Here is a 24,956-nt window from a genome sequence, read left to right as displayed (position 1 = left end):
GCGAATGCCACGGGCCCGCCCCACCGGCAGCCGGGCAGGCAACACACGCACCCCCGGCCAGGGGATGAGGGGATGTGCCGCACCCTTCAGCCCAGCAGGTCCAGCAGCATCGAGCGGCGGCGCTGGCGGGGCAGCAGCCGGAAGTGGCGCAGCTCCTTGCGCTTCACCTTGCGCTCCAGCGCGCTGTGCACCGACAGCTGGCCCGGCCCGCGAAGCAGCAGCCCGAGCGCGATGGCGGACAGCGCGAGGTTGAACTCGAAGCCACCCTTCGTGTTGTCGAAGCCCTTGGAGCCATGGACCTTGGCGATGGCCATATCATGGCCTCCTCCCTCGGAGGGCAGACGGGCGGCGGCTCTTCGGAGTGCTCGAGGCGAACGCTGTGGCCCGGAGTGGCTCGACCTGGGTGGCGACTGGCGCGAGACTCGGGACGTCATGTCCATGCGCTGGTGGTTCCTGTCCCTGCCGTTGCTGGTGTCGACCCCTGTGCTCGCGGAGGACGGTGTCACCGTGCGGGTGCGCTGCACGGAAGACTGCACGGTGGTGTTCGACGGGAAGCGGGGCTTCCGGGTGAACGAGTCCACCTGGGAGTTCAAGACCGTCTCCCCCGGCCAGCGGCGCGTGGAGGCCACGGGCGTGCTGGGCCGTCCGCTCCTCAGCGGCTTCGCGGACATCCCGGACGTGGCCGAGGCGGAGGTCTTCCTCTCCAGCAGCAAGCGCATCGTGGTGGAGGCTGGCAGCACGCCCATGCCCGGCACGCCCGGGTGGGCGAAGGCGAAGCCGTCACCTGGCCCCGGGTCGCAGGAGAAGAGCGTGGCCCACGTGCGCTGCGCGGAGGAGTGCACGGTGCTGCTCGACGGACGCCGGGGCCTGCGCAAGGACGGGCGGACGTGGCACTTCAAGGACGTGGAGCCCGGGAAGCGGCGGGTGGAGGCCGAGGGGCGGGTCCTCAAGCAGCGGCTCTTCGTGGGCTACGTGGAGATTCCGTCGGGTTCCGAGGCGACGCTGTATGGGGACTCGAAGGGGCAGGTGACGCTCATGAAGCACCGGAGCCTGGACGCGGCGGAGAAGGCCCGGCAGCAGGACAGGGCAGGGGAGGAGTCCCAGCTCAACGTGCGCTGCCAGAAGCCCTGCACCGTGTCGTTGGATGGGATGCGCCGGGGTTCGAGCAACGCGACGAGCGTGGTGATGAAGGACCTCAAGCCCGGTCCCCACGAGCTGAAGGTCGACTTCCTGCTCGGCGGGCGGATGCGGCGCGCCACGCTCGAGGTGCCCGCCAGCAGTGAGATGTTCGTCACCGCGTCGGAGGACGGTGGGCTTCAGGTGACGAACACGAAGGCACTGAGCGCGGAGTAGCCGCCCGGCTCACCTTCCCTGCTCCGCGAGGGGTGGCTCCATCAGCGCGGCCACCTCCGTGGAGTAGCCGCCCGGGCCTTCGCCGTGGACGATGAGCGGTGGACGCACGGCGAGCCCGCGGTCGCGGTCCCTCAGGGCATGCACCAGGAAGCGCGTGGCAGGAGCGTCCACGCGCGAGTGCACGAGGCGCAGCACGGAAGGGTACAGCTTCGCCTGGGTGAGCAGGCCCAGCACCTCCGCCACGCGCGTGGCTGGATACACCAGGCTCACGCTGCCGCCGGGCATCAGCGCATGCCGTGCCGCGGCCACGACGTCCCTCGCGTCACACGCCACCTCCGACTTGGACACGGCGCGCTCGTCGTCCGGGCTGCGCACTCCCGCGTCGGCACGGCGGAACGGTGGATTGGACACGACGTGGGCGTACTGCCCCGACGGCACCAGCTCACGCAGCCGTCGCAGGTCTCCGAGGAGTGGCTTCACCCGGTCCTCGCATGCGTTGAGTGCCACGGCCCGCTCCAGCCTCGCGTACACGGCGGGCTGCAGCTCCAGCGCGTCCACCGGCCCAAGGCCGAACTGCTTCACGAGCAGGAAGGACACCACCCCACTGCCGGCACCCAGCTCCAGGAGGCGGCCTGTCGCGCCCGTGCCCTCGGTCGCCGCGAAGTGCGCGAGCAGCACCGCATCCAGCGTGAAGCGGTAGCCCGTGCGCCGCTGGAGGACCCGGACGCCCGCCGTGCCGATGGAGTCGAGCGTCTCGTCCGGGCCGGATTCAGGTGGTGGAGTTTCAGGCATTCGATTGACCACGCCTCGCGCGGGCTCCGCACCTTAAAATACAATAGAGTGGCCTGTAACCCATCCTGTAGCCAATAGATTGAACGATGCCCCGCCAGAACCTGACGCGTGACACGACTCCCGCCGCCGTGGTGCGAGCCGCCGCTCGCCTGGGTCGGAACATCGCGACGGCGCGAATCCGGCGCGGCCTGAGGCAGGTGGACCTGGCGAAGAAGACGGGCCTGGCCCTCGGAACCCTCAAGCGCATCGAGGAGGGAAGCCCCACCACCGCACTCAGCGCCTACTTCACGGCCCTCTGGGCGCTGGGGCTCGAACGCGAGTTCGACGACCTCGCCTCACCAGACCGGGACGAGGAGGGAAAGACGCTGGAGCGGGCGCGCTACCCCAAGCGGGTGCATCCCAAGGCAGACCTCGATGCCGACTTCTGACAGCGCCAGCTGCTTCGTCTACCTCCAGCTCCCCAGGTCCATGGAGGTCGTCACCTGCGGGCGCTTCGTGCAACAGGAGGGCGTTGGACGCTTCGTCTACGGGAAGAGCTACCTGGCCAATCCCCGCGCGGTCGAGCTGGAGAAGTTCGAGCTGCCCCTGCGGCCGGGCACCTTCGAAACAGCCCGGCTCGGCGGCATCTTCGGTGCGCTGCGAGACGCCTCGCCAGATGCCTGGGGACGCCGGATCATCGAGTGCCAGCGAGGACGCGGCGACCTCACTGAAGTCGATTTCCTCCTGCACTCACCCGAAGACCGCGTCGGAGCGCTGTCCTTCGGCCAGAGCCCTACGCCTCCCGCCCCCATCCACCCGTTCAACCAGGTGCTCCACCTGGACCTCCTGCTCGAAGCAGCCGACCAGCTCGAGCAGGGCCTGTCACCGTCCACGGGGCAGGGGCTCGAGCTGATGAACCCGGGCACCGCGCTCGGAGGCGCCAGGCCCAAGAACGTCGTCGAGGACGGAGTTGACCTGTGGGTCGCCAAGTTTCCTTCACGCAGCGACCGCTGGAACAACGCAGCGGTCGAAGGCGGCATGTTGAAACTCGCTCGGGAGTGCGGCCTGAAATCCGCCTTCAGCAAGGTCCTCACTGTCGCCGGCCGGAGCGTCCTCCTGGTGCGCCGGTTCGACCGCCGGCGCGCCGACGAAGGCTACCTGCGCCACCGCATGGTCAGCGCGCTGACGGTGCTCCGTGCCGACGAGAACCCCCAGGACCGCTCGAAGTGGTCGTACCTCCTGCTCGCGGACGAGCTGAAGCGCTGGGTGGCGAACCCGGATGAGGACCTGCGAGAGCTGTTCTCACGCATGGTCTTCAACGCGCTCATCTCGAACATCGACGACCATCCTCGCAACCATGCGCTCACCGCCGCGGGCTCGGAATGGAACCTCTCTCCCGCCTACGACCTCACCCCGATGCCCCAGGTCAGCACCGAGCGGGACCTCGCGATGGAGGTGGGCAGCCTGCAGCACCGTCGAGCCAACCGCCGGAACCTCCTGAGCGCCTGCGGCCGCTTCCGGCTGTCCCGGGAAGACGCCACCCGACTCATCGACACGATGAAGGCGCTCGTGTCCCGCCGCTGGCGTGACGTCGTGACGAGCTGTGGCGGCACCGAAGCGGACCTGAAGGCCATCGAGCGGGCGTTCGACTCCCCGGGGTTCGAGTACGGCTCGGACTCCCCGGGCTGACGCACTTCGACGGGCTCCGGGCAATGCGCTAGACACTCCTCCCGATGACCCTCGTCCCGACGCTGTACGACTTCCAGGTCGCCTTGAGCCACGTCGACCGCTCGATTGACCAGCCCACGCTGGTCATCAAGCTCGCGCGCCACCCGTCGGAGACGATGCAGCGCGCGTGGCTGCGCGTGCTCGCGTTCTGCTGGCTGTGGGAGGAGCGGCTCACCTTCGGCAAGGGCCTGGCCGAGCCCGAGGCGCCGGACATCGAGTGCCGTGACTACACCGGCCTCGTCACCCGCTGGGTGCGCGTGGGCAAGGGGGACCCGGTGAAGGTGCAACGCGCCGTGGACCAGAACCCGCACGCCAAGGTCGCCGTCATCTTCGAGTCCACCCAGCGCCTGGAGGCCTTCCTCGCCGAGGCACGCGAGGCAAAGGCCTCGCGCGTGTCCAAGGCAGAGCTCATCGCCGTGGATGCCGACCTGCTCCGCTCGCTCTCCCAGTTCGACTCGCGGCGCATCAAGCTGTCGCTCACCTTCGTCGGCGACCACGTCTATGCCGAGTGCGACGGACAGAGCTTCGACGGCCCCATCACCCGCGCCACGCTGTGAAGCTCGAGCGCCACGTCGGAGGACTCTCGCTCGCCCGCAAGGCCCAGTACCTGCGCGCACGCGGCTGGCGAGAGGAGGAGGGTGGCTGGTCGAACGACATCTTCGGCCTCCATCCCCTCGCCAAGGCCATCCACCACCAGCTCACCGATGACCTCAGCCAGGCGCTCCGCCAGCGCGGGTGGCAGGTCCTCGGGTACTCCGAGCGGGGCTACGTCCAGCTCCGCGACGGGGAGCACGGCAAGCCCTGCTCGCTGCCCAAGGCCCTGCGCACCCAGGCCCGCCGTGAGAAGCGGCTCGTCGGCGAGCTGACCTACTCGCTGTTCCTGGCGGCGCTGCTCGAAGCGGAAGGCGGGTGACGCTCTCCACGGTCCATGGCCTGATGCGGCCATGACTGCGAAGAGTGACGGGGTGAAGGTCTGGGGACGCGAAGCCTCCGCGCAGGAGCTGTGGCCTCGCGTGGAAGCCGTCGCCACGCCCGAGTGGCGAAAGAACCTGGCCTCCTGGTGGGAGGGCATCACCGCCGAGGGCGTCCTCTTCCATGAGGGAGACCTGGAGGCCGACTCGCTCGTCATCGGGCCGCGACCGCTCGTCGTCTCCGGCAACGTGCGACTGAAGGGCCTGCTCGAAGATGGTCACGCCGCCGACCACACGCTCCTCGTGGTGCTGGGGGACCTGGACGTAGAGAACGTCGCCACGTTCTCCGCCATGTTCGTCGCGGGCAATGCCCGGATCCGGGGACTCCTCTTCGGCGACTCGCTGGGGGATGACGTCTTCTGTGTCGCAGGAGGCCTGAAGGCGCGCGTCCTCGTCGAGGAGCACCACCACCTCCAGGTCCACGGCGCGCTCGACGTGGACGTCCTCGTGGGGAGCAAGCTCACCGCGCCGGACAAGCCCCGCAAGACGCTGGAGCCACACGAGGCGCTGCTCCCGGGTGCCTGGAACGTGGAGGACGAAGACGACGATGGCACCGTCATCGACTCGACGCTCGACGGGAAGGGCCTCCTCGCGATGCTGCGTGCGGGGAAGCCCGTGCTCGGAGACACCCGGCTCGGCCCGGTCGAAAAGGCGATTGCCGCCGTGAAGGAGAAGGCGGCGCGGGGCGAGAAGGCCACGCGCCTCGGGCTCGCACAGAAGAAGCTGAAGGCCATTCCCGAAGAGGTCTTCTCCCTGACCTCGCTGGAGAGCCTCACGCTGGACTCGAACGACATCGAGGAGCTTTCCCCGCGCATCGGCGAGCTGCGGGCCCTGCGCAGCCTCAGCCTGGAGAGCCTCCCCCTGCAGTCCCTGCCCGCCGAGCTCCGCCGGCTTCCCGCACTCAAGAAGCTGAGCCTGCGCTACTGCAACAAGCTCACGCGGCTGCCAGAGGCATTCGGCGAGCTCGAAGCCCTGGAGGAGCTGTACCTCGACGCCATGGCCCTGGAGGGATTCCCCGAGGTGCTGACCCGGCTGCCACGGCTCAAGAAGCTCTGGTGGTGGCGCTTCTTCAAGCTGACGCCCGCCAGGGTGCAGGCCCTGGTGGACGGCATCGGGCGGATGCCGAAGCTGACCCATTCCGGGTTCTTCCAGGGGGAGCTGCCCACGCTGCCGGAGAACCTCGCTCCACTCGCCCGGCTCAAGCAGTTCAAGCTGGGGCTCGACCGCGTCCCCGAGCCGGAAGTGAAGCGGCTGGAGGCGGCGCTCCCACCCGGCCGCCTCCACGTGGGGTACTGAGCGAGACGGCCGCGACGCACCCGGGCCGTCCCGACTCACCGCACTACGGCGTGTACACCACCGTCAGCGTGGCGCTGGCCCCGTCCCGGATGAACAGGTACGCCGTGGCCGTCTGGCTCCCCGTGAAGCCGAGCCGCAGCTGCGTCTTGCCCGTCACGTTGATGGCGGAGCGCCCCGCGCTGCCGAAGTCCGTCGAGGCCATCGTGCCAGCGGTGAACTTCGCGATGCTCGCCACGCTGCTTGCGGTGGCGGCGGCGGCCCAGTCCGTCGTCTCCGTGACGGCGGCGTTGAACGTGCCCGACTTCACGTCGATGACCAGCGTGTTGCCCGCGGGGCTGGCCCACGCGTCACCCGAGCCCGACGAGTACGTCACCGTCAGGTACGCGCGCGTGACGCTGGCCGTGTCCGGAATGCTCGACGTGTCGAACGAGAGGAACGAGCGGTTGAACTTCCCATCCGTCCCGCGCCCGAGCGCCAGACCCGTCAATGTCCCCAGCGCCGGCGCGCTCCCGTCCGCGTTCGCCTTCAGGTAGCCGTCATCCGCGGCCACGCTGGTGAAGTTCACGGTGACGGGCGTCGGCGTGCCGCTGTTGCTCACGGTGACGCCCGTGTCGCTGTCCGTGGCGTTGTTCCCCGCCGCATCGAAGGCCCGCGCCGCCAGCGCGTGCGCGCCATTGCCCACCGAAGCGCTGTTCCACGCCAGCTCATACGGCGCGGACGCATCCGTGCCCACCACGCTGCCATCCACCAGGAACTCCACCCGCGTGACGCCCACCGCGTCCGAAGCGCTCGCCGTGAGGGTGACGGTGCCGCTCACCGTGGCCCCGTTGCCCGGCGCCGTCAGGTTCACCGTGGGCGGCGTGGTGTCACCCGGCGCCACCGGGCCCGTCAGCCCGAACCACTGCGCCTGGTGATACACGGCGCAGAGGTTCACGTCGCTCAGGTACGCGCCGATGGCGCCGCACGCGGTGGACGTCCCCGGGAAGCTGTACTGCGGGTCGATGCCTACGGCATGGCCCATGTTCGTCAGCTCCCACGTCTCCACCAGCGCCTTGCCCGCGCCGTCCCGGTACACCTTGTGCGGGAAGCCGGCCACCGTCTCCGTGGTGTCCGGCGTCTGGTCGATGCCGTGGACGTTCGTCCACTGCTCCATCGCCTCGGTCATGTTCACCGGCCGCACCGTGAAGTCGCTCGTCCCGTGCCAGATGGAGACGGGCGGTCGCGGGCCCGTGTAGCTCGGGTACGCGCCCCGGGCGAGGTCACCCCAGGCCGCTGGCGTCTTGTCCACGCCCGGGTTCATGCAGCTGAACCCCTCGTTCGACGACAGCGCGCACCGGTGCGGCCCGCCTGCGTTGATGGAGCCCGCGGCGAACACGTCCGGGTACGACGCCAGCAGCGACGACGCCATGTACCCGCCCGCCGAGAAGCCCGCCACGTACACCCGCGAGGCGTCGATGGAGTACGCCGCCTTCATCGCCTCCACCATCTGGATGATGGAGAGCGCCTCGCCCTGGCCACGGCTGAAGTCGCCGCTCAGGAACCAGTTGAAGCAGGTCCCGCCGTTGTTGGAGCCCTGCTGCTGCGGATAGACGGCGTAGAACTTGTACGTGTTGGCGGCGGCCGTCCAGCCACTGCCCTCCATGCCGGCCGCCGTCTGCGTACACCCGTGCAGCACCACCACCAGCGGCGCGTTCGCGGGCATGCCCGACGGCACGTGGCGGTACATCAGCAGATTGCCGGGGTTGCTGCCGAAGCCCGTCACCTGCGTCAGCTCACTGCGTGACTCCCGTACCTCCTCGGGCACAGCTTCCCGGGTAGGGGCTTCCTCACTCGGGCCGCAGCCCATGACACCTGCCAACAGGAGCGCCGCGAGGCGGACTCCGGGGAACCGCGAGCACGACCGGACACGGCTGGGACGCTGCGTCTGCATGGTGCCTCCGGGACCGCCAGTGGGGGGAAGCAGGCGGCCGCGAGGCGAGACCTGACTCCCCCGGCTCCACCTCATTCAAGGCGCGATGCGTCGCCGGACGCATGAAACATGAACCAGCATTCAAATCAGCACCGCCCAGGCATCCATGGTGCGCTGCGTCGACAGGATGGATGAAACCTGAACCAGGCTTCAGCTTCGGACAGGCGTGGGGCCCCTCGCACGGAGGACGGAGGCCCGCATCCTGTCGGGACAGAGGACTCCAGGGCGGGCGGGGGCCGGCGCGCGGCCTCCTCGTCCCATGCCGTGAGCCCTCGGGGGTGCTACCGGGCGTTGCGCTCCGCGGCCAGTCGCTCGGCCACGTCCAGCACCTTCGCCTCGATGTTGACGCCGTCCAGCTGGTCCGCTTCCACCAGGCCCGTGGGGCTGGTGACGTTCACCTCGGTGAGGTAGTCCCCGAGCACGTCGATGCCCACCAGCAGCAGGCCGCGCCGGCGCAGCTCGGGCTTCAGCCGCTCACAGATTTCCAGGTCCCTGGGCGTGAGCACGGCCTTGCGCGGCACGCCGCCGGCGGCCATGTTGCCCCGGTGGTCGTCCTCGGAGGGCACTCGCAGCACGCCGCCCACCGGCTCACCGTCCACCAGGATGATGCGCTTGTCGCCCAGGCGGCTCTCCGGGATGTACGCCTGCGCGACGACGGCCTCGCGGCCTCCCTGGGTGAGCAGCTCCACCACCGAGCGCGTGTTCCTGTCGCCGGGTGACAGGAAGAGGATGCCCTTGCCGCCGAAGCCGTCGATGGGCTTGAGGATGGTGCCCTTCGCGTTGCCCGCGATGAAGTCCAGCAGCACCGGCAGCTCGCGGGTGATGCGCGTGTCCGGCATCAGCTCCGGGAAGCGCAGCGCGAACAGCTTCTCGTTGGCGTCGCGGATGCCCGCCGGGTGGTTGATGAAGGCGGGGGACCTGTCCCCGCACAGCTCCACCAATTGCGTGGCATGGAGGAACTCCGCGTCCACCGGCGGGTCCTTGCGCAGGAAGAGCACGTCCAGCGAGGACAGCGGGTGCGTGGCGTCCTCCAGCACGTCGAAGTGGCGCCCCTGCTCGCCCCGCACGGTGACGTGGCGCATGCGCGCCTCCGCGCACCTGCCGTTGAAGCGCAGCCAGCCCTGTTCGAAGTAGCGCACCCGGTGCCCACGCGTGTGCGCCTCCTGCATCAGCGCGAACGTGGAGTCGTGGTTCACCCGCACCGTCTCGAGCGGGTCCATCAGGAAGCCAATGGTGAGCGCGGCCATGCAGTCCGGGGGGGAAGGTTGGAGGCGCGAAGATAGCGAAGCACACTGCTTCGTGCCCTTCATTCATGCACGCTCTGTCCGGCGGAGGAGGACTCCAGGGTGAACCAGAACGTGGCGCCGTGGCCCGCCCGCGCCTCGGCCCGAACGCTGCCCCCGTGACGGCGGATGATTCGCTGGACGGTGGCGAGCCCGATGCCCGTGCCCTGGAACTCGGCATCGCTGTGCAGCCGCTGGAAGGGCGCGAAGAGCTTGTCCGCGTAGGCCATGTCGAACCCGGCGCCGTCGTCGCGGACGAAGAACCACCGCTCGCCGTCCTTCTCCTCCACGCCGAGCTCGATGCGCGGGGCCGCCTTCTTGCCGGTGAACTTCCAGGCATTGCCGAGCAGGTTCTCGAGCACGAGCCGCAGCAGGTGCGGGTCTCCCGTCGTCCGCGCGGCGGGGGCGATGGACACCGTCACCGCGCGGTCGGGCTCCTGCCGCCTCAAGTTGTCCACCACCTCCCGGGCCATCTCCGAGAGGTCCACCGGCAGCCGCCGGATGCCCGCGCGAGTCACCCGCGAGAGCTTCAGCAGGTCCTCGATGAGGGTGGCCATGCGCTTGCCGCCGGCGCTGATGCGCTCCAGGTACTCCCGTCCCTGGTCATCCAGCGGGAGGCCCGGCCCGTAGTCCTCCAGCACGATGCGGCTGAAGCCTTCGATGGCACGCAGGGGCGCCCGGAGGTCATGCGAGACGGAGTAGCTGAAGGCCTCCAGCTCCTCGTTCACCACCTGCAGCTCGGCGGTGAGCTCCTGCACGCGTCGCTCCAGGCTGGCATTCGCTTCCCGGAGGGCCTGCTCCTGCCTCATGCGGTCCGTCATGAAGATGCCGTAGTCCGTCACACTGTCCACGAGCAGCCGGAATCGCTCCTCGCTCGGGTTCCTATCGATGGAACCAAGGCGAAAGAGGCGATGCCCACGCTTCCTGGCAAGACGCGGCAGGTGGGCGCTCCCATGACGGGGCGCCAGCCGATCAGCCGGGCGTCCGCAAGCCCGGCGCTCCGTGGCCTCCCATGGGAGGCGGGACTTCAGCGCTCGGGGATGTCCGCGAGCGTCAGGCGGAACTGGGCCGTCTTCCCCAGCTCGATGGGCACCGAGAGCCGGCGCTTCTTTCCGTCCGGGCCGATGATGGTCAGCCGGTGCTCGCCCACGGGCATCTCCACGGCGAAAATCGGCGTGCGGCCCAGCTTCACCTTGCCCCGGTAGACGGTGGCGTCCGGATTCACGAGCAGCGTCAGCTTGCCTGTCTTCCTGGCGCGGACCGGAGCCTCGGCCTTCCCGTCTGCCTCAGTGTCTTCGCGCGAGCCCCCGTTCGGCTCGGCCTTCGCCACGCCTGCGTCCGGAACCCCCGTTCCCGGCTCGCGGTACTCGGGCAGCCTCGGCCCCGTGTCGTCGAGCGCGCGCAGCTGCGGCTCGGGCTCCACGTTCGCGTTCAGCACGAGCGACAGGCGCCAGGCGCCATAGCCGCCGACCACCACGATGCCCAGCAGCAGCAGGCCCCAGAGCACGTTCGTCAGCCAGGCGCCCCTGCGCTCCGTCTTCGCGGTGTCGGCCACCGCCGGCGTCTTTCCCGTCGCCCGCGCCTTGCGGGGCGCCTTGCGCGGCACGGCCTCCACGCCCTGCTGCGGGGTGACGTCGTCCTTGCGCTCGGGCAGGTACGGCCCGTCTTCGCCCCGCAGCGCGCGCTTCGCCGAGGCCACCATGTCGGTGTTCGCCGTGCCCTCCGCGCTCTCCAGCAGCGCGCGCGTGGCGGCCATCCGCTCGGTGAACAGCTCGCGCATCAGCGAGGCCCGGTGGTCCGCGTCCATCAGCACCGAGCCCGCCGCCGCTTCGATGGCCCGCGCCATGTCCCGGCCGGTGGGGAAGCGCTTCTCGCGGCTGCGCTCCAGCGCCCGCATCACCACCTTGGACACCTCCTCCGGCACGTGCGGCGCCACGTGCGACGGCCAGGGGATGGGCGCCTCGAGGATCTTCATCATCTCGTCGCGCTCGTCCCTGCCCGCGAACAGGCGCGCCCCGGTGATGAGCTCGTGCATCATCACCCCGACGGAGAACAAGTCGCTGCGCCCGTCCAGCTTGTCGCCCCGCACCTGCTCGGTGGACATGTACCCGGTGGTGCCCTTCACCGTGCCCGCGCTGGTGCGCTCCAGGCTGCCCTTCGCCTTGGCGATGCCGAAGTCGAGCAGCTTCACCACGCCGTCGTAGTTCACCATGACGTTCTTCTGCGCGACGTCGCGGTGGATGACGGGGCTGGGCTCGCCCGAGGGCGCCGTGAAGGTGTGCGCGTAGTGCAGCGCCATGCAGATGTCGCGCGCCACCGACAGCGTGAAGCCCAGCGGTACCTGCTGCTTGCGTCGCAGGCACGCGCCCGTAATCTGGTTCAGGTTCTGCCCGGCGATGAACTCCATGGCCAGGTAGAGCCCGTCATCCTCCTGCCCCAGGTCGAACACCTGCGCGATGTTCGGGTGGTTGAAGGCCGCGGTGATGCGGGCCTCGTCCAGGAACATGCGCTCGAACTGCTCGTTGTCGCGCACGTCCGGGAGGATGCGCTTGATGACCACGTACTTGCGGAAGCCACCCGGCCCCGAGGTGAAGCCGAGGAACAGCTCGGCCATGCCACCCACGGACAGCTGCGTGACGACCTCGTACTTCCCGATGCGCTCGCCCCGATAGAAGTCGATGGGCCCATCCTCCGCCAGCGCCCCGCTCCGGGGACCTTCGCCGGCACGGACGATAACAGGCTTGTGCGGGCTGGACGTCCCGTGTGCATCCACCGGCACCCTGCGTGGCACCCGCATCCACTCGAAGCCTGTGGATGGACTGTGGACGGTGGGGGCCGGGTTGTGGAGAAAGGGGGGCGCGGATAAACACCTGTGGATGCCCGGGGGAAACCCGCACTTTACCCACATGTAGCAGCGCGCGAATTCGTGAGTGTTTCCGGGAGCTTGCTGACTTGTCCCCAACTCCGCGCGCTCTGCTTCTACTACCGTTAGATCAATACTCCTATATACCTATAGAAGCAGTCGTCAGCGGCTGGGGACAACGCGGCTGTGGAACAGCCAGCGGTGCAACAGGGCTGGTCGGGACTGTAGAGGATTGGGGCGGCTCAGGGCAGCGCGGCGCGCAGGCGCTCGAGCAGCGTGGGCAGCCGGTGCAGCAGGTCGCGGTCCAGGTTCTCCAGGGCGCCCCGGACGAGGGCCAGGTCCTCGGCCTCGCGCTCCGCGGTCACCATGCGCTGCAGGACGCGCAGGCGCTGGTTGCGGACCACCAGGCTGTCGAGGGTGTCTTCCAGCTCCTCGGACAGGCCGGAGTCCATGCGCAGCTCGTGGCCGACCAGCTCCCGGAGCTGCTCCACCAGGTACGCCAGGTCCCAGGATTCCTCGTAGCCGGCCCTGCGTGGCATCTCAGCCATTCCCGTGACCCGGCACGCGGGTCATGCCACGACCCGGGCCCGCTGCAGGCCGGACAGCGTCAGGCGCGAGCGCGCCGGGTCCAGCTCCACGCTCACCTGACAGCCCGCCAGGTCCAGCCGCAGCGTGTACGGCGCCGAGGCGGGCAGCAGGCTGCGCTCCTGGTGCGCCAGGGCCGCCATGCGGAACAGCTCGGCCAGCAGCTCCTGCCGGGCCTCCGCCTGCAGCCCATCCACCGTGGCCTGGAGTCCACGAGGAATGAGCACCGTGAAGGCCTGGGACGACTGCGACGCGCCAGCGGATTCGGCCTGGGTCATGTCCTGCCCCGATTGCCAGAACCATACCCTCCGAGATTCCAGCTGTTTCGCGAGGTTGCGGGGCCTCGAGGCGGATCCGTCTGAAAAAATCACCGGGGCTTCGAGCTCAGGCTCTGAAACCTTGGGAGGATTCTTGACACGCACCTCCGCCCGACGTGTGCCGTCGGGTGGGAGGGCTTCACAACTGTGGGTACACGACGCTTCGCTCCGGGTGCGGCCAGGGATGCGGCGGGCAGCGGACAGCGGAGGCGCCCATTCGAGGGGCGTTCCTCGCATCCTTCCTCCGCGAGGGCTATAGCGGGAAGTCGGGAGGCACCCATGGCGCGCGCGACGACAGCAGGCGGGGTGGGGCGGGCGGTCATCCTGCTGGCACTGGTGCTGGGGGTGGGCACGGGCTGCCCGGGCGAGCCACCGCTGAAGAACGCGGTGGGCCGGCTGCGACTGTCGCAGGAGCGGGTGGACTTCCCCGTCGCCTATCCGGGCACCACGCGCGCCGCAGAGGTGCGGGTGGTGAACGCGGGCCGCGCGCCGCTGGACGTCACCTGGACGGCGGTGCCGGAGCCCTTCTCGCTGGTGGACGCGCTGCCGGCGCGGGTGCAGACGGGCGAGGTGCCGGTGCGCCTGCGCTTCTCGCCCCAGGCGGTGGGCACGTACGAGGTGACTGTCACGGGCACGTCCTCGGACGGGGGCGAGGTGGCGCTGGTGCTGGTGGCGGAGGCGAAGCCGATTCCGGACTGCTTCACGCCGGTGACGTGCGCCACGGCGACGTTCGACGTGGCGACGGAGCAGTGCGTGGAGACGCTGCTGCCGGACGGCACCGCGTGTGACCCGGGCAACTCCTGCCTCATCGGCGCCACGTGCCAGGCGGGCCGGTGCCGGGGCACCGAGCGCGCGTGCGACGACGGCAATGCGTGCACCACGGACGTGTGCCATGCGCTGGACGGGTGCACGTCGGTGCCGGCGCCGCCCTGTCCGGGGGACGGCAAGTGCCAGGTGGGCACGTGCGACCCGAAGAAGGGCTGCGGCCTGGCCCCCGCGAAGGACGGCACCTTCTGCGGCACGGCGCGCGGGTGTGACGACGCGGACGTGTGCGTGGAGGGCGACTGCGTGCGGCGCAACCTTCCGGACGGCTTCCTGTGCGCGCAGGCCAGCCCCTGCCAGGGCGAGGGCGTCTGCCGGGGCCCCGTCTGCGAGCGGCCCGCCGCGGTGCCCCTGACGATGGACTGGAGCTACGACGCCCGCAGCCGGGACAACCTGCACGACATGCTGGTGGGCCCCGAGGGGGACGTGACGCTGTCGGGCTTCTACGGCACCCCGGTGCTGAACGCGGCCAGCGCGTCGCCGGTGCGCTCCAACGCCGCGGGCCGGCGCTGCATGCTGTGGAACGACCGGCTCCTGTGCATGGACCTGCCCCGGGACGGCACGGTGTCGCTGCTGGAGCGCGCCACGGGGGCGCCCCGGTGGACCTTCACCCTGTCCGAGGCGCGGCCGGACATCGCGGGCCGGACGCTGACGCTCTTCCTGGCCCGGCTCGCCGTCATGGCGCCGGACCGGCTGGCGGCCCTCTTCGAGGCGTACCCGGCGGGCCAGTCCCGCGACACGCTGTGCCGCATGTACTTCCTGGTCGTGCTGGATGCCTTCGGGAAGATGGTGTCCGCGCAGGAGCTGACGGACCCGCTGCTGTCCGAGTGCAACCACCCGCACCCCTTCGGCCTGGCGTCGGACGCGGCGGGGGATTTGTACGTCTCCTTCGCCCGCTCGATGAACTCGGGGGCACCGCTGCAGGCGGGCTCGCCCACGCTGCTGATGGCCTTCTCGTCGGACGGGGTGCCCCGCTGGCGGAAGAACGAGCCGTTCCGCTCCGGCGAGCTGGCGGTGGCGAACGGGCTGCTGCTGCCGGAGTTCGGCACGCAGGCGCTGAAGACGGCGGACGGCTCCCCCGCGGGCGCCATTCCCCAGGCCTTCGGGCGCGCGGTGGCCACCCGCACGGTGGCGGTGCCCAGCGCGCCGGGGACCACGGTGAACTGGAGCAGCAGCCTGAGCTCCACCCCCGCGGCCACGGAGCTCAAGGGCTTCAAGCTGCCGGGGTTGGACCCGCTGTGGACGTACTCGCTCAAGGCGGGGCAGCTGCTCACCACCAAGGAGCTGCGGCTGGCGTCACTGCCCGTGGGCGCGGGGCTGCCGCCGGAGACGGTGGTGCTGACCACCGCGGCGGATACCAGTGGCGAGAAGACGGAGTGGCTGCTGGTGGGCGTGCGCCCGGGGGACGGGAGCGAGGCGTTCCAGTGCCCCATGAGCTACGAGGCCCGCACCTTCCCGCAGCTGCTGGAGCTGGCGCCGGGCGCGCTGATGGTGATGGACGGCGCCGAGCGGTGCGGCGAGTGCGACCCGCCGTTCGCCAACAGCCAGGCGCGCTTCATGCGCTTCGTGACGCCGGGGCTGCTGCCGGCGAAGGAGCCGTGGCCGGGCACCTTCGGCGGGCCGGGCCACGGGCACCACGAGACGGCGGCGCACTGACGCGGAAGGCCCGCGCGCCGTCGGTCAGCCGAGCGTTTTGAGGAGCCGCTCGGCCTGCTCGCGCAGGTCCTTCTCGCCCGGGGGCACCTGCTTCAGGACGTCCTTGGCGAGCGCCTTCGCCTTCACCTTGTCGCCCCGGCGCGCGGTGACGAGGGCCAGGTTGAGCAGTGGCTCCACGCGCAAGGGCGCGCGGCGGCAGGCCTCCTCGAGGATTTCGGTGGCGGCCGTGAGGCGCTCCTCGGCGTCGCCCTCCTCCCAGCGCATCAGGAGGTTGCCCAGGTTGTTGGCGGAGGCCCAGTCGTCCGGGTCCAGGTCCATGGCCTCGCGCCAGGCATTCACCGCGCCCTCGACGTCCGGCGGCTCCTGGGCCTCCAGCAGCATGGCCTCCACGGACTTGGACTGCGCCGTGGACAGCCCGCGCGCGGCCAGGGAGCGGCACAGCTCCAGCGCCTCCTCGCGGTGCCCGGTGGCCATCATCATCCGCGCCAGGTTGCCCTGGGCCGAGGCGTCGTCGGGGAACTCGCGGGCCAGGTGCTTCGCGATTCCGAAGGCCTCGGGGACGTTGCCGCGCGCGGCGAGGATGCTGCTGAGGATGTTGAGCAGGTCCGGGTGGTCCGGCAGCAGCTTCAGGCCCTGGCGCAGCAGGTCCTCCGCCGTCTCCAGCTCACCCAGCTGCTGCAGCACCACGCCCCAGACGACGTAGACGGGCGGGTAGAGCGGGTTGAGCTCCAGCGCCTTCTCCAGCTGGGGCAGCGCGGGCTTCAGGTCCTCCAGGGCGAGCAGCACGCGGGCCAGGTGGAAGCGGTAGGCCGCCATGTCCGGCTCCAGCTCCACGGCCTTCTCCAGCGCCTTGCGGGCCCCGGCGAAGTCCTCCTGCGAGGCCAGCAGGTAGCCCAGGCCGAAGTGCGCCTCGGCGCGCGGGGGCTTCGCCTCGCGGATGACCTGCGTGTAGAGGGCGCGGGCTTCGTCCGCGTCACCCTTCTCCGAGGCCAGCGCGGCCTTCACCAGGCGCGAGTCCGCGTCCTCCACGCCGCCCTTGGTGGCGCGCTGGACCAGCTGCTCCGCGCGCGCCCAGTCGCCGTCCACCGACGCCAGCTTGGCGAGCGTCAGCAGCGCGCCCCGGTCGTCCTGGTTCTTGCTGAGGGCGCTCTCCGCGAGGGCCCTGGCCTTGTCGACCTCACCGGCCTTCAACAGCGCCTGCATGCTCTGGGTGGTCATGGCGGGAGTATGCCAGGGGAGCGAAGGCCCCTGAAAACAGCGGGCGCGAGGCCCGAGGTGCCGGAAGGGGCACCTCGGACGACTCGCGCCCGGGGGTGTGGAGCAACTACAGGCGTGGCGTTACCAGAACTTCAGCTTCTTCAGCGCGTTGCCGACGGTGCTGCCGATGTCCTTGATGATCTCGACGGGCTTCTCGATGACCTTCTTGACGGTGTCCTTGATGCCCTTGAGGTCGATGTCGACGTTGAAGCCCAGCTTGAAGCCGATGCCGAGCGCGGCGCCGATGTCCACGCGGGCCTTGAAGCGGCCGTTCTTGAAGCCGGCCTCCACGTTGAACGCGGCACCCACGCCGGCCCAGGCCTCGGCGCGGCCACCCACGCTGCCGAACTTGCCCAGGTTGACGTTGGCCTCGGCGCCCACGCGGGCACCGGCGAAGGCCTCGCCTCCGACCTTGGCGGCGTAGATGCCCTTGGCCGGGTCGATGGTCAGCTCGCCGCTGGCCTTGGCCTTGGCGCCGACATACGCCTCACCCGAGGCCTCCAGGTTGTAGTCGCCCTTGCCGACGCGGACCGAGCCCTTCGCGTTCACCAGCGTGGCGGAGGCCGCCAGCTCGCCGCGGGCCTTCAGCGCGCCGCCCTCGAAGGAGACCTTGCCGGAGCCGCGCACGGAGGCCTCGGCCACCGAGAAGCTGCCCTGGCCCTGGGTGATGCCGTTGGGGCTGCCGAAGCTGCCAGCGCGGCTGATGCCGGCCACGCCCTTCTCGAAGGAGCCCTCCGCCAGGGTGATGCCGGGCAGCTTGCCGAGGAGCTTCGCGGGACCCTTGGCCGAGCTCGCGTTGGGCGTGAAGAGGTCGCTCGTGTCGCCCCTCGAGAAGGTCTTGTTGTAGTTGCGGTTGATCTGCTGGCCCGTCTCGAAGCTGTTCTTGTAGCGGCCCTTCTCGTCGACCAGCGTGTTCTTCTTCTCGGGCTGCGTCGCGACCTGGTTGCGCGGCGGAGTCTGGGGCTTGGCCAGCTTGGGCTGCTTGAGGCTCTTGGTCAGCCCGAGGAAGTTGAAGCCGCGGAGGCTCTTGGCGGTCATGGGAACAGCTCCAGGTCAGGTCAGGAAATCGAGGCTTGAGCCATTGTCGGCGGCTGTAGCGCCAGGTTGCGTGGGCCTGGATCTTTGAGGAGGCACGAGGTGGGGTGGGTGGGCTTCTACCCGCCGCTGTACCAGCGGACGAAGAAGAAGAAGGCCGTCGCCACGGCGAGGCACGCGACCCCGGCGCCTGGGACGGACCACGAGGCGGCCTGGAGGCCGGGCTCGAGCAGGGCCTGGCCGGGGTCCTGGGGGTCATGGAAGACGGTGACGGGGGCGCCCGGGGCGTAGCGCGCCGCATGGGCCTGGGCGTGCTCCCGGCTGCTGACCTCCACCACGTCCATGCCGAGCTGCGTGCCGGTGTAGGTCTGTCGTCCCACGGTGTAGGTGTATTCGACTTCGGGGCGGTAGAGGGGCCGCGTCCTGGGGGCGGGGGCGTCGTCGTCGTCGCTGCTGTCACCCGGGGCGATGGGCACCTCGCGCGAGGTGACGCGGGCGGCGCGGATGGTGCCCTGGGTGGTGGGCCAGTGCCGGGTGCGGGCCGTGCTTCGCATCCGGAAGATTCCCCAGACCAGGACGCCCAGCCCGGTGACGCCCAGGATGACGGCGATGGTGGACAGCACCGACAGGAGCAGTGGCTTCATGGTGGGGGCCGCACCTTAGCAGCGCCCTCCAGGCAGGCGTCGAGGCCGGGCATGCCGCGAGCGGGGCGCCCGGCCCGCCGTCCTCTGCTCGCGGCTGCGTGCGGGGCCTCGCCGGTGCGTCACAGGGTGCGGCCCGCGGCTCCCTCCCATGAGGTCCTTTCGGGAGGCGGGGCATGGCCGTGGAAGTGCGCATTCCGGTGCTGGTGCAGGACCCCGTGGCCGCGGGCGAGCGGAAGCTGGCCATGACGGAGTGGGTCCGCGTGCGCAGCGAGGACGTGGTGCTGGACGGGCCCGTGTCGCCCCGGGTGGCGGTGCTGGACCTGGACGCGCGCACCGGCAGGCTGCGGCGCGGGGCCCACTACCAGCCCCCCGAGCGGGAGGGGGAGCCGGGGACGTTCCGCATCAAGGACCTGGAGCGGCTGCAGGCGGCCGACGTCATCCAGGTGAGCGTCTTCGGCGCGGTGCTCCGGACGCTGGAGATGTTCGAGGAGGACGACGCGCTCGGCCGCCGGGTGCGGTGGGCCTTCCAGGGCTCGCAGCTGCTCGTGGTGCCCCAGGCCGGCGAGTGGGCGAACGCCTTCTACCAGCGCGAGTCCCACAGCCTGCAGTTCTTCTACTTCCAGCATGCGCTCGACCACGGGAGGCAGGAGCGCATCTACACCTGCCACTCGCACGACATCATCGCGCACGAGACGGCGCACGCGGTGCTGGATGGGATTGCGCCGGACCTGCACGACTCGCTGTCGCCCCAGGCGCTCGCGCTGCACGAGGCGGTGGCGGACCTCACCGCGGCGCTGGCCTCGTTCCGGTGCCGGACGCTGGTGAAGCAGGTGCTGGAGGAGCAGGGCGGGAGCATCGCGCACTCCGGGGCCTTCAGCGCCATTGGCGAGCAGTTCGGCCGGGCGCTCGGAGACGGGCGCGGGCCGCTGAGGGATTTGCTCAACCACAAGACGCTGAAGCCGGTGCCCGGCGGGAAGCCGGAGGACGTCGTCACCTCGGTGGAGCCGCATGCGCTGAGCCAGGTGCTGTCTGGCGCGCTCTACGGCGTCTTGGTGCGGCTGCATGAAGCGCTGAAGGACGAGTTCGCGCGCAAGCGCCACGCGCGCGCGTCGCTGGTGACTCCCACCGAGACGGCCCGGCAGGTGCTGTCCCTGGAGGACGCGCCCCCCGAGCCTCCGCTGGCGCGCGCGGGCCCCGTCTCGGAGCAGGCGCGGCGGGAGGCGCGGCGGCGCGTGTCCGGCAAGGCGCTGGCGGTGGCGGCGTCGCGGCTCAGGCGCAGCCTGTACCGGGGGCTGGACTACCTGCCTCCCGGAGAGGTGTCCTTCGCGGACCTGGGGCGGGCCATCATCGCGGCGGACGCGGCGTCGCACCCGACCAGTGGCGAGCAGCGCGAGTGGCTGTGCCAGGAGTTCGTCCGCAGGGGCATCGTCCGGGACGCGCGGGCGCTGCACGTGCGCACCGACTATGCGCACTCCGCGCTGGCCCACGTGGACCTGGACACGCTGGCGACGAGCGACTGGGCCGCCTATGCGTTCGCCAACCGGTACCGCGGCTTCCTGCGGCTGCCCCGGAGCACCTCGTTCCACGTCTTCCCGAGGCTGGTGGTGGAGAAGCTCTACTACCCGGGCGGCTCGCAGCGGCGGCGCGTGCGCGAGTGCATCTTCAAGGTGTCCTGGAAGGTGAATGAGCCGGACATGGTGCCGGGGCACGCGCTTCCGGACTGGAGGCAGGTGACGTTCGGCACCACGCTGGCCATCGACTGCGAGACGCGGCGGGTGCGGGCGCTGCTCACGTCGGACCGGAGCTTCACGCGGAAGCTGGAGCGGGACGAGATGCTGCGGTGGTTGCTGGACGAGGACCTGCTGCGCATGGGGGACGAGGCGCTCGGCCCGGACAGCAGGCCCCTGGCCACGGCCATCCGGGGCGAGGTGTCCGGCGGGGTGCTGCGGGTGCTGGGCACCGCGCACATGCTGCACGTGGTGGAGGAGCGCTTCGGAAGGAGGGCCGGGTGATGGAGGCGCTGAGGGTGCGGACGTACAACGTGCGGTTCGGTGACGCGCTGCTCGTGTCGGTGCCGGACCGCGACGGGGAGACGGGCGTCACGACGATGCGGCATGTGCTCATCGACGTGGGCAACGTGCAGGCCGGTGAGGGCGGGGCGGACACGGTGTTCCACCCCGTGCTGGAGGACGTGCTGAAGGAGCTGAAGGGCGCGCCGCTGGACTTGTATGTGATGACGCACGAGCACCTGGACCACGTGCAGGGGCTCTTCTACGCGGACGGGCGGCTGTACGAGGGAGGGCTCAAGGAGCGGCTGAAGCTCCGCCATGCGTGGCTGACGGCCTCGGCGGCGCCGGACTACTACGAGCGGTTCCCGGAGTCGGAGAAGCAGCTCACGGCGAGCCGGGCGCTGTACGACGACATCCGCGAGTACTACCGGCTGCGGCCCGAGGCGGCGCGCGATGCCGTGCCGTCCTTCCTGCTCAACAATGACTACCGGAAGACGGCCGAGTGCGTGAAGTACCTGCGGAGCCTGGCGGAGCAGACGCACTACGTGCACCGGAGCGCGCCGCTGGAGGGGACGCATCCGTTCAAGGAGGCGAAGCTGGAGGTGTGGGCGCCGGAGGAGGACACCAGCGAGTACTACGGGCGCTTCACGCCGGTGGCGCTGGGGCTGGAGCGGAAGGCGGGAGGGGAGGTGTCGCTCCACGTGCCGTGTCCTCCTTCGGGCGTGGATGCGAGCGCGTTCTACAACCTGCTGACGTGGCGGCGCCGGGGCGTGGGGGACGACCTGCTGGCCATCGACAGGGCGGCGAACAACACGAGCATCGTCTTCAGCCTGGAGTGGCGGGGGTGGCGGCTGCTGTTCGCCGGGGACGCGGAGCTGCGGAGCTGGAAGGTGATGAAGAAGAAGGGGGTGCTGAAGCCGGTGCACTTCCTCAAGGTGAGCCACCACGGGAGCCACAACGGGACGCCGGACGGGGACATCTTCGACGCGATTCTCCCCGCGCGGTCCGGGGACGACCGGCGGCGGTGCGCGGTCATCTCCTCGTTCGAGGGCACGTACAGCGGGATTCCCCACACGCCTACGAACCAGCGGCTGGAGTCGCGGTGCGAGCTGAGGACCACGGTGGATGCGGCGGATGCGCCCTTCGTGGACCTCACGTTCGAGGACGTGGAGGTGCCGCGGGCTACACCGCGCGTCCGGCGCGCTGTGCCGGTGCGGAACCGGGGGCCGCGAGGTCACTCGCGCGGCGGCGGGAAGAAGCGGGCGTGAGGGCGGCCGGGCCGCGAGTGGAACGAACGTTCCTTCCGGGCTTCGGGGCACGCTCAGGGGTCAGGGCGGCCGAGCCGCGAGCGGAATGAACGTTCCTTCCGGGCGAGGCGGTGGCCGGGTCACGAGCGGAATGAACGTTCCTTCCGGGGGCGGGGCGCTCCCGGGAGTGAGGGCGGCCAGGTCGCATGCGGAATGAACGTTCATTCCAGGCGTCGAGGCACGTCATCCGGCTCTCTCACCGTGCAGGAGCGTCCGGCGTGGTGAGTCGGGCGTGAGGGGCCTTCCGCCCTGTGGAGAACTTGTGGAGGTGAAGTCCCTCAGGCGTCCGCCTGCGTCGGCGTGTCGCGCCAGGCCTCATAGTGGATGCGTCCCAGTGGGGGCGCCTCCCGCGTCCCGGGCGCCAGCGTGCCGATGATGTCCACGCGCTCGGAGCTGTCCGCAGCGGGCAGGGTGCGGAACTCGACGCACAGGCCGAAGAGGGGCACGGGCAGCCCGCGCCAGCGCACGCGTTGGCCGCGCAGGGACACGCCGCCGTCCTCCAGCACGCGGACTCGAAGCTCCACCTCCATGCCGTGCTCGACGAAGACCTCGTAGAGCCGCCCCTGTCGCACGACGAAGTCCGAGTCGAACACGCGCAGCACCCCGTCGCAGTACAGCTCGCGGACGAAGTGCATGGAGCCGTCCGCCCGACGGAAGGTTCGGAAGCGGGAGGGGAAGGCCCGGGCGCCGTGCTCGGAGACACCCTGGCCGAGCAGCCGCGTGGCCACCCATGCAATCACGCGCGCCGAGCGGGTGTGCAGCTCCGCCGAGGTACGCACGGCCCAGGCGGCCGGGTTGCTGTAGAAGCGGACGACGCGCGGGTCCACCTGGGACACGTCCTCGCCGAGCGTGGCCGCGAGCAGGGGCCACGCCTCCCCGGGGCCCACGCGCTGCCCACGGTGGAGGGCGCGCACGCCTCGACGATAGACACCCGCGGCGGCCCACGCCGTGACGAAGCTGGAGAGCAGCAGCCACGCCGCACGCCGCTCGTCCACGAGCCCCGTGAGCCGGGGCCAGCACGGGGCGAGCACGGCGCGAGCGGTGGCGAAGGCATAGTGCTGGAGGAGGCTCCACCCGGCGCGCAGCAGCCGTCTCAGCGTCACGGCCATGCCGTGGGCGATGGCCGCCTCCGCCGGCACGGCCCCCGCGAGCGCGGGCTGGTCGAAGAAGCGCGAGCCGAGCGTCATCTCCAGGTGCTGCACGAGCAGGCACCATAGCGGCTCACCCTCATGGGCCCGTGCCTCCGCGAGGAACGCCGCTTCCAGCCCGGCCTCCCGCGCCTGGGTGGCATCCCGCATGTGGGCTTCAATCCACCGCTCGTCGCGAATCTCCCAGGGAAGGCCCTCCGCACAGGCCCGCGCGTAGGAAGCCCACTCCGGAGTGCGAGGCCTGCCCGCGTCGTCCACGGGAAGTACGGCCTGGCCCAGCCGGGCGAACGGCGCCGACACGCCCCAGAAGCGGCCCAGGGCCACGGCGCTCGCGACGAGCAGGTGGACCCGGGCCATGCGGCACGGGTGCTCCCGGTAGAAGTCCGCGAGCAGCGTCACACTGCGCCGGGACTCGCGCTGGCGGAGGACGAAGGCGCGAAGCTCCACCTCGGCGGCCTCACCGGGCAGCCACTTCCGGGCCTCGGAGAGTTCGACGGAGGTGGGGTCCGCCGCGACGTCGTGTGCTCGCTGCTGCTCCGTGGAAGACCCGAGTGCACTCAGAAGCGCCGCATGGACCTCGAAGGTTTCATGGACACCCAGTCCGTTGCTCATGGCGACACCTCCACAAGTTCTCCACAGGAGGACGCCGCGCCCTGCTCACGGCGCTCATTTCCGGACCCGAGCCAGCTCCGCGCCGAGCCCGGAGCCGGCGCCCTGCCCAGCACTCGCGCGAGGAAGAACAGGGCGAAGCGCCACCGCGAGCGGCCCCGCGCCGGAGCGCCCTCCTCCCCCGCGCACCAGCGGCGCAGCGTCTCGAAACCCCACTCGGTGCCCAGCCGCATGACGGGGCGGAACAGCACCGCGTCGAGCAGCTCGCCCACCACTCCATGCCGCGTCTGGTAGTCGAAGACCGTCTTGAAGAAGGTGCCCTCCAGTCGGCGCTCGTAGAGCCAGACGCCGCGGCCCTCGAGGATGAGGCTGCGCACGTCATCCGAGCCGAACTCGAAGGTGGAGCGCACCAGGGGCGTGTTCGCGAGGTAGCGGCCCCAGCCCCTGACTTCGACTCCGAACCCCAGGTGCGTGCGGTAGTCCATGAGGTGGAAGCCGCGAGCATCCTGCTCGGGCAGGTAGCGGATGGAGGTGAAGCGCACGTCCCAGGCGGTGTGCAGGTCGGGGTCCTGCGTGCGCTCCCAGACGCGCTCGATGGGGGCGGGGATGAGGGCCTCCACGACGATACGGCGGGGCGGAGGCTGCTTCGGAAGCCCGGCCGAGGGGACGCGGCGGAAGGCGAACCACCGCACCAGGTCCCTGGCAAAGGACGCGAGCGCCACCATGCCCATCAAGGTCATCAGCGTGCGGAGCGCGGCGGGGACAGCGGGAGGGTCCACGCGGATGCCCGTGGGCAGGAGCCGGTCCGGCCACACGGCGTGGAAGATGGACATGAGGTACAGCCCGACGAGCACGCTGAGCACCACGTGCATGAAGTACTCACCGCGCGGCAGTCCCCCCTGGGGAGCACGGCTGTCCCGCTCCTCCCAGACGTCGGCCCAGGCGACGAAGACATCCGCCGCGTAGAGCACGGCGAGCAGTCCCAGGGCCACGCCGTGGAAGCGCAGGTGCGGCACCCACAGGAACTGGAGTCCGTAGATGAGGTGACGCACGGTGTGCCAGAGCACCTCGCGCTGGCACTCGGCGCGCTCCTGGAGCCGGCCGCGCCAGATGTGGAAGTACAGCACGTCGAAGGCGCCCAGCAGGCCGATGGCGAGGAGCAGGAAGAAGGCGGCGGTCATGCCCTTCCCCTGTGCAACGGGGCGGCCAGTGCCCTCGGGGCCTCAACCGTGCGGAATCCCAGGAGGACCCCTGCCCCCGGGCCCGGCACTGTCAACGCCGTGGACAGTGCTGACAACAGCGGCACGCCACCAGCGTCTTCTCCAGCGCAGCC

General features: G+C 70.6%; 22 protein-coding genes. 9 read left to right on the top strand and 13 right to left on the bottom strand.

What is annotated here, in order from left to right; translation table 11 throughout:
• Positions 1-86: 86 nt before the first annotated feature.
• Positions 87-314, bottom strand: coding sequence for a DoxX family protein (locus LXT23_RS07030; RefSeq protein WP_407692872.1), 228 nt, complete (start codon positions 312-314; stop codon positions 87-89).
• Between the two features lie 124 nt (positions 315-438).
• Here LXT23_RS07030 and LXT23_RS07025 point away from each other — a divergent pair, with 124 nt between their 5' ends.
• A complete protein-coding gene (locus tag LXT23_RS07025) occupies positions 439-1,353 on the top strand; it encodes a hypothetical protein (protein WP_253979287.1) in 915 nt (304 codons plus the stop codon).
• A gap of 9 nt (positions 1,354-1,362) precedes the next feature.
• On the opposite strand, the gene LXT23_RS07020 is transcribed toward LXT23_RS07025, so the two are convergent.
• Positions 1,363-2,145 carry a tRNA1(Val) (adenine(37)-N6)-methyltransferase gene (locus LXT23_RS07020; protein WP_253979286.1) on the bottom strand — a complete coding sequence of 261 codons (783 nt, stop codon included), beginning with the start codon at positions 2,143-2,145 and terminating at the stop codon, positions 1,363-1,365.
• An 86-nt stretch (positions 2,146-2,231) separates the two neighbouring features.
• Between LXT23_RS07020 and LXT23_RS07015 the strand changes: the two genes are divergently transcribed.
• From LXT23_RS07015 to LXT23_RS06995, 5 genes are read left to right on the top strand one after another with little or no spacing between them, the layout of a single operon-like run.
• Positions 2,232-2,573, top strand: a complete 342-nt coding sequence (locus LXT23_RS07015; protein WP_253979285.1) for a helix-turn-helix domain-containing protein — start codon at positions 2,232-2,234, stop codon at positions 2,571-2,573.
• Entirely contained in the window at positions 2,560-3,813 is a 1,254-nt protein-coding gene (locus LXT23_RS07010) for a type II toxin-antitoxin system HipA family toxin (RefSeq protein ID WP_253979284.1), read from the top strand. The genes LXT23_RS07015 and LXT23_RS07010 overlap by 14 nt, the downstream gene beginning before the upstream one ends.
• Positions 3,814-3,857: 44 nt before the next feature.
• Entirely contained in the window at positions 3,858-4,409 is a 552-nt protein-coding gene (locus LXT23_RS07005) for a YaeQ family protein (RefSeq protein WP_253979283.1), read from the top strand.
• Positions 4,406-4,765 carry a hypothetical protein gene (locus LXT23_RS07000; protein WP_253979282.1) on the top strand — a complete coding sequence of 120 codons (360 nt, stop codon included), beginning with the start codon at positions 4,406-4,408 and terminating at the stop codon, positions 4,763-4,765. Before LXT23_RS07005 ends, LXT23_RS07000 begins: the two co-directional genes overlap by 4 nt.
• A 31-nt stretch (positions 4,766-4,796) precedes the next feature.
• The gene (locus LXT23_RS06995; RefSeq protein WP_253979281.1) at positions 4,797-6,119 is read left to right on the top strand and encodes a leucine-rich repeat domain-containing protein; all 1,323 of its coding nucleotides are present in this window, start codon (positions 4,797-4,799) and stop codon (positions 6,117-6,119) included.
• A 43-nt stretch (positions 6,120-6,162) separates the two neighbouring features.
• Here the strand turns inward: LXT23_RS06995 and LXT23_RS06990 are convergent, their stop codons facing one another.
• The 6 genes from LXT23_RS06990 to LXT23_RS06965 form a co-directional block, all read right to left on the bottom strand.
• Complete coding sequence (locus LXT23_RS06990) at positions 6,163-7,923, bottom strand: extracellular catalytic domain type 1 short-chain-length polyhydroxyalkanoate depolymerase (protein ID WP_407692871.1); 1,761 nt, start codon at positions 7,921-7,923, stop codon at positions 6,163-6,165.
• Between the two features lie 446 nt (positions 7,924-8,369).
• Positions 8,370-9,335, bottom strand: coding sequence for a glutathione synthase (gshB, locus tag LXT23_RS06985; RefSeq protein WP_253979279.1), 966 nt, complete (start codon positions 9,333-9,335; stop codon positions 8,370-8,372).
• 59 nt (positions 9,336-9,394) lie between these two features.
• Complete coding sequence (locus LXT23_RS06980; protein WP_253979278.1) at positions 9,395-10,222, bottom strand: sensor histidine kinase; 828 nt, start codon at positions 10,220-10,222, stop codon at positions 9,395-9,397.
• 176 nt (positions 10,223-10,398) lie between these two features.
• Positions 10,399-11,985 carry a serine/threonine protein kinase gene (locus tag LXT23_RS06975; RefSeq protein ID WP_253979542.1) on the bottom strand — a complete coding sequence of 529 codons (1,587 nt, stop codon included), beginning with the start codon at positions 11,983-11,985 and terminating at the stop codon, positions 10,399-10,401.
• A gap of 491 nt (positions 11,986-12,476) precedes the next feature.
• The gene (locus LXT23_RS06970) at positions 12,477-12,773 is read right to left on the bottom strand and encodes a hypothetical protein (RefSeq protein WP_253979277.1); all 297 of its coding nucleotides are present in this window, start codon (positions 12,771-12,773) and stop codon (positions 12,477-12,479) included.
• A gap of 30 nt (positions 12,774-12,803) precedes the next feature.
• On the bottom strand, positions 12,804-13,097 hold the full coding sequence (locus LXT23_RS06965; protein ID WP_253979276.1) for a hypothetical protein: 294 nt from the start codon (positions 13,095-13,097) through the stop codon (positions 12,804-12,806).
• Positions 13,098-13,415: 318 nt separating this feature from the next.
• Here LXT23_RS06965 and LXT23_RS06960 point away from each other — a divergent pair, with 318 nt between their 5' ends.
• Entirely contained in the window at positions 13,416-15,614 is a 2,199-nt protein-coding gene (locus LXT23_RS06960; protein ID WP_253979275.1) for a tenascin-X, read from the top strand.
• Positions 15,615-15,638: 24 nt separating this feature from the next.
• On the opposite strand, the gene LXT23_RS06955 is transcribed toward LXT23_RS06960, so the two are convergent.
• From LXT23_RS06955 to LXT23_RS06945, 3 genes are all read right to left on the bottom strand, one after another.
• Positions 15,639-16,832 (bottom strand): tetratricopeptide repeat protein, encoded by a 1,194-nt coding sequence (locus tag LXT23_RS06955; RefSeq protein ID WP_253979274.1) that lies wholly within the window; start codon positions 16,830-16,832, stop codon positions 15,639-15,641.
• A 120-nt stretch (positions 16,833-16,952) separates the two neighbouring features.
• Positions 16,953-17,909 (bottom strand): hypothetical protein, encoded by a 957-nt coding sequence (locus LXT23_RS06950; protein WP_253979273.1) that lies wholly within the window; start codon positions 17,907-17,909, stop codon positions 16,953-16,955.
• A 116-nt stretch (positions 17,910-18,025) separates the two neighbouring features.
• Positions 18,026-18,550 (bottom strand): DUF3592 domain-containing protein, encoded by a 525-nt coding sequence (locus tag LXT23_RS06945; RefSeq protein WP_253979272.1) that lies wholly within the window; start codon positions 18,548-18,550, stop codon positions 18,026-18,028.
• A gap of 173 nt (positions 18,551-18,723) precedes the next feature.
• Between LXT23_RS06945 and LXT23_RS06940 the strand changes: the two genes are divergently transcribed.
• Complete coding sequence (locus LXT23_RS06940) at positions 18,724-20,562, top strand: gluzincin family metallopeptidase (RefSeq protein WP_253979271.1); 1,839 nt, start codon at positions 18,724-18,726, stop codon at positions 20,560-20,562.
• A complete protein-coding gene (locus LXT23_RS06935; RefSeq protein WP_253979270.1) occupies positions 20,562-21,827 on the top strand; it encodes a ComEC/Rec2 family competence protein in 1,266 nt (421 codons plus the stop codon). The genes LXT23_RS06940 and LXT23_RS06935 overlap by 1 nt, the downstream gene beginning before the upstream one ends.
• Positions 21,828-22,144: 317 nt before the next feature.
• On the opposite strand, the gene LXT23_RS06930 is transcribed toward LXT23_RS06935, so the two are convergent.
• Both LXT23_RS06930 and LXT23_RS06925 read right to left on the bottom strand, forming a co-directional pair.
• Positions 22,145-23,626: a DUF4166 domain-containing protein gene (locus LXT23_RS06930; RefSeq protein WP_253979269.1), complete on the bottom strand. Its 1,482-nt coding sequence runs from the start codon at positions 23,624-23,626 to the stop codon at positions 22,145-22,147.
• Positions 23,623-24,804 carry an SRPBCC family protein gene (locus tag LXT23_RS06925; RefSeq protein ID WP_253979268.1) on the bottom strand — a complete coding sequence of 394 codons (1,182 nt, stop codon included), beginning with the start codon at positions 24,802-24,804 and terminating at the stop codon, positions 23,623-23,625. Before LXT23_RS06925 ends, LXT23_RS06930 begins: the two co-directional genes overlap by 4 nt.
• Between the last annotated feature and the right edge of the window lie 152 nt (positions 24,805-24,956).

It is taken from the genome of Pyxidicoccus xibeiensis (genome assembly GCF_024198175.1).
Taxonomy (GTDB): Bacteria; Myxococcota; Myxococcia; order Myxococcales; family Myxococcaceae; genus Myxococcus; species Myxococcus xibeiensis.
The sequence above is the reverse complement of the archived record's forward strand: the minus strand, read 5'-3'. Positions and strand labels throughout refer to the sequence as shown.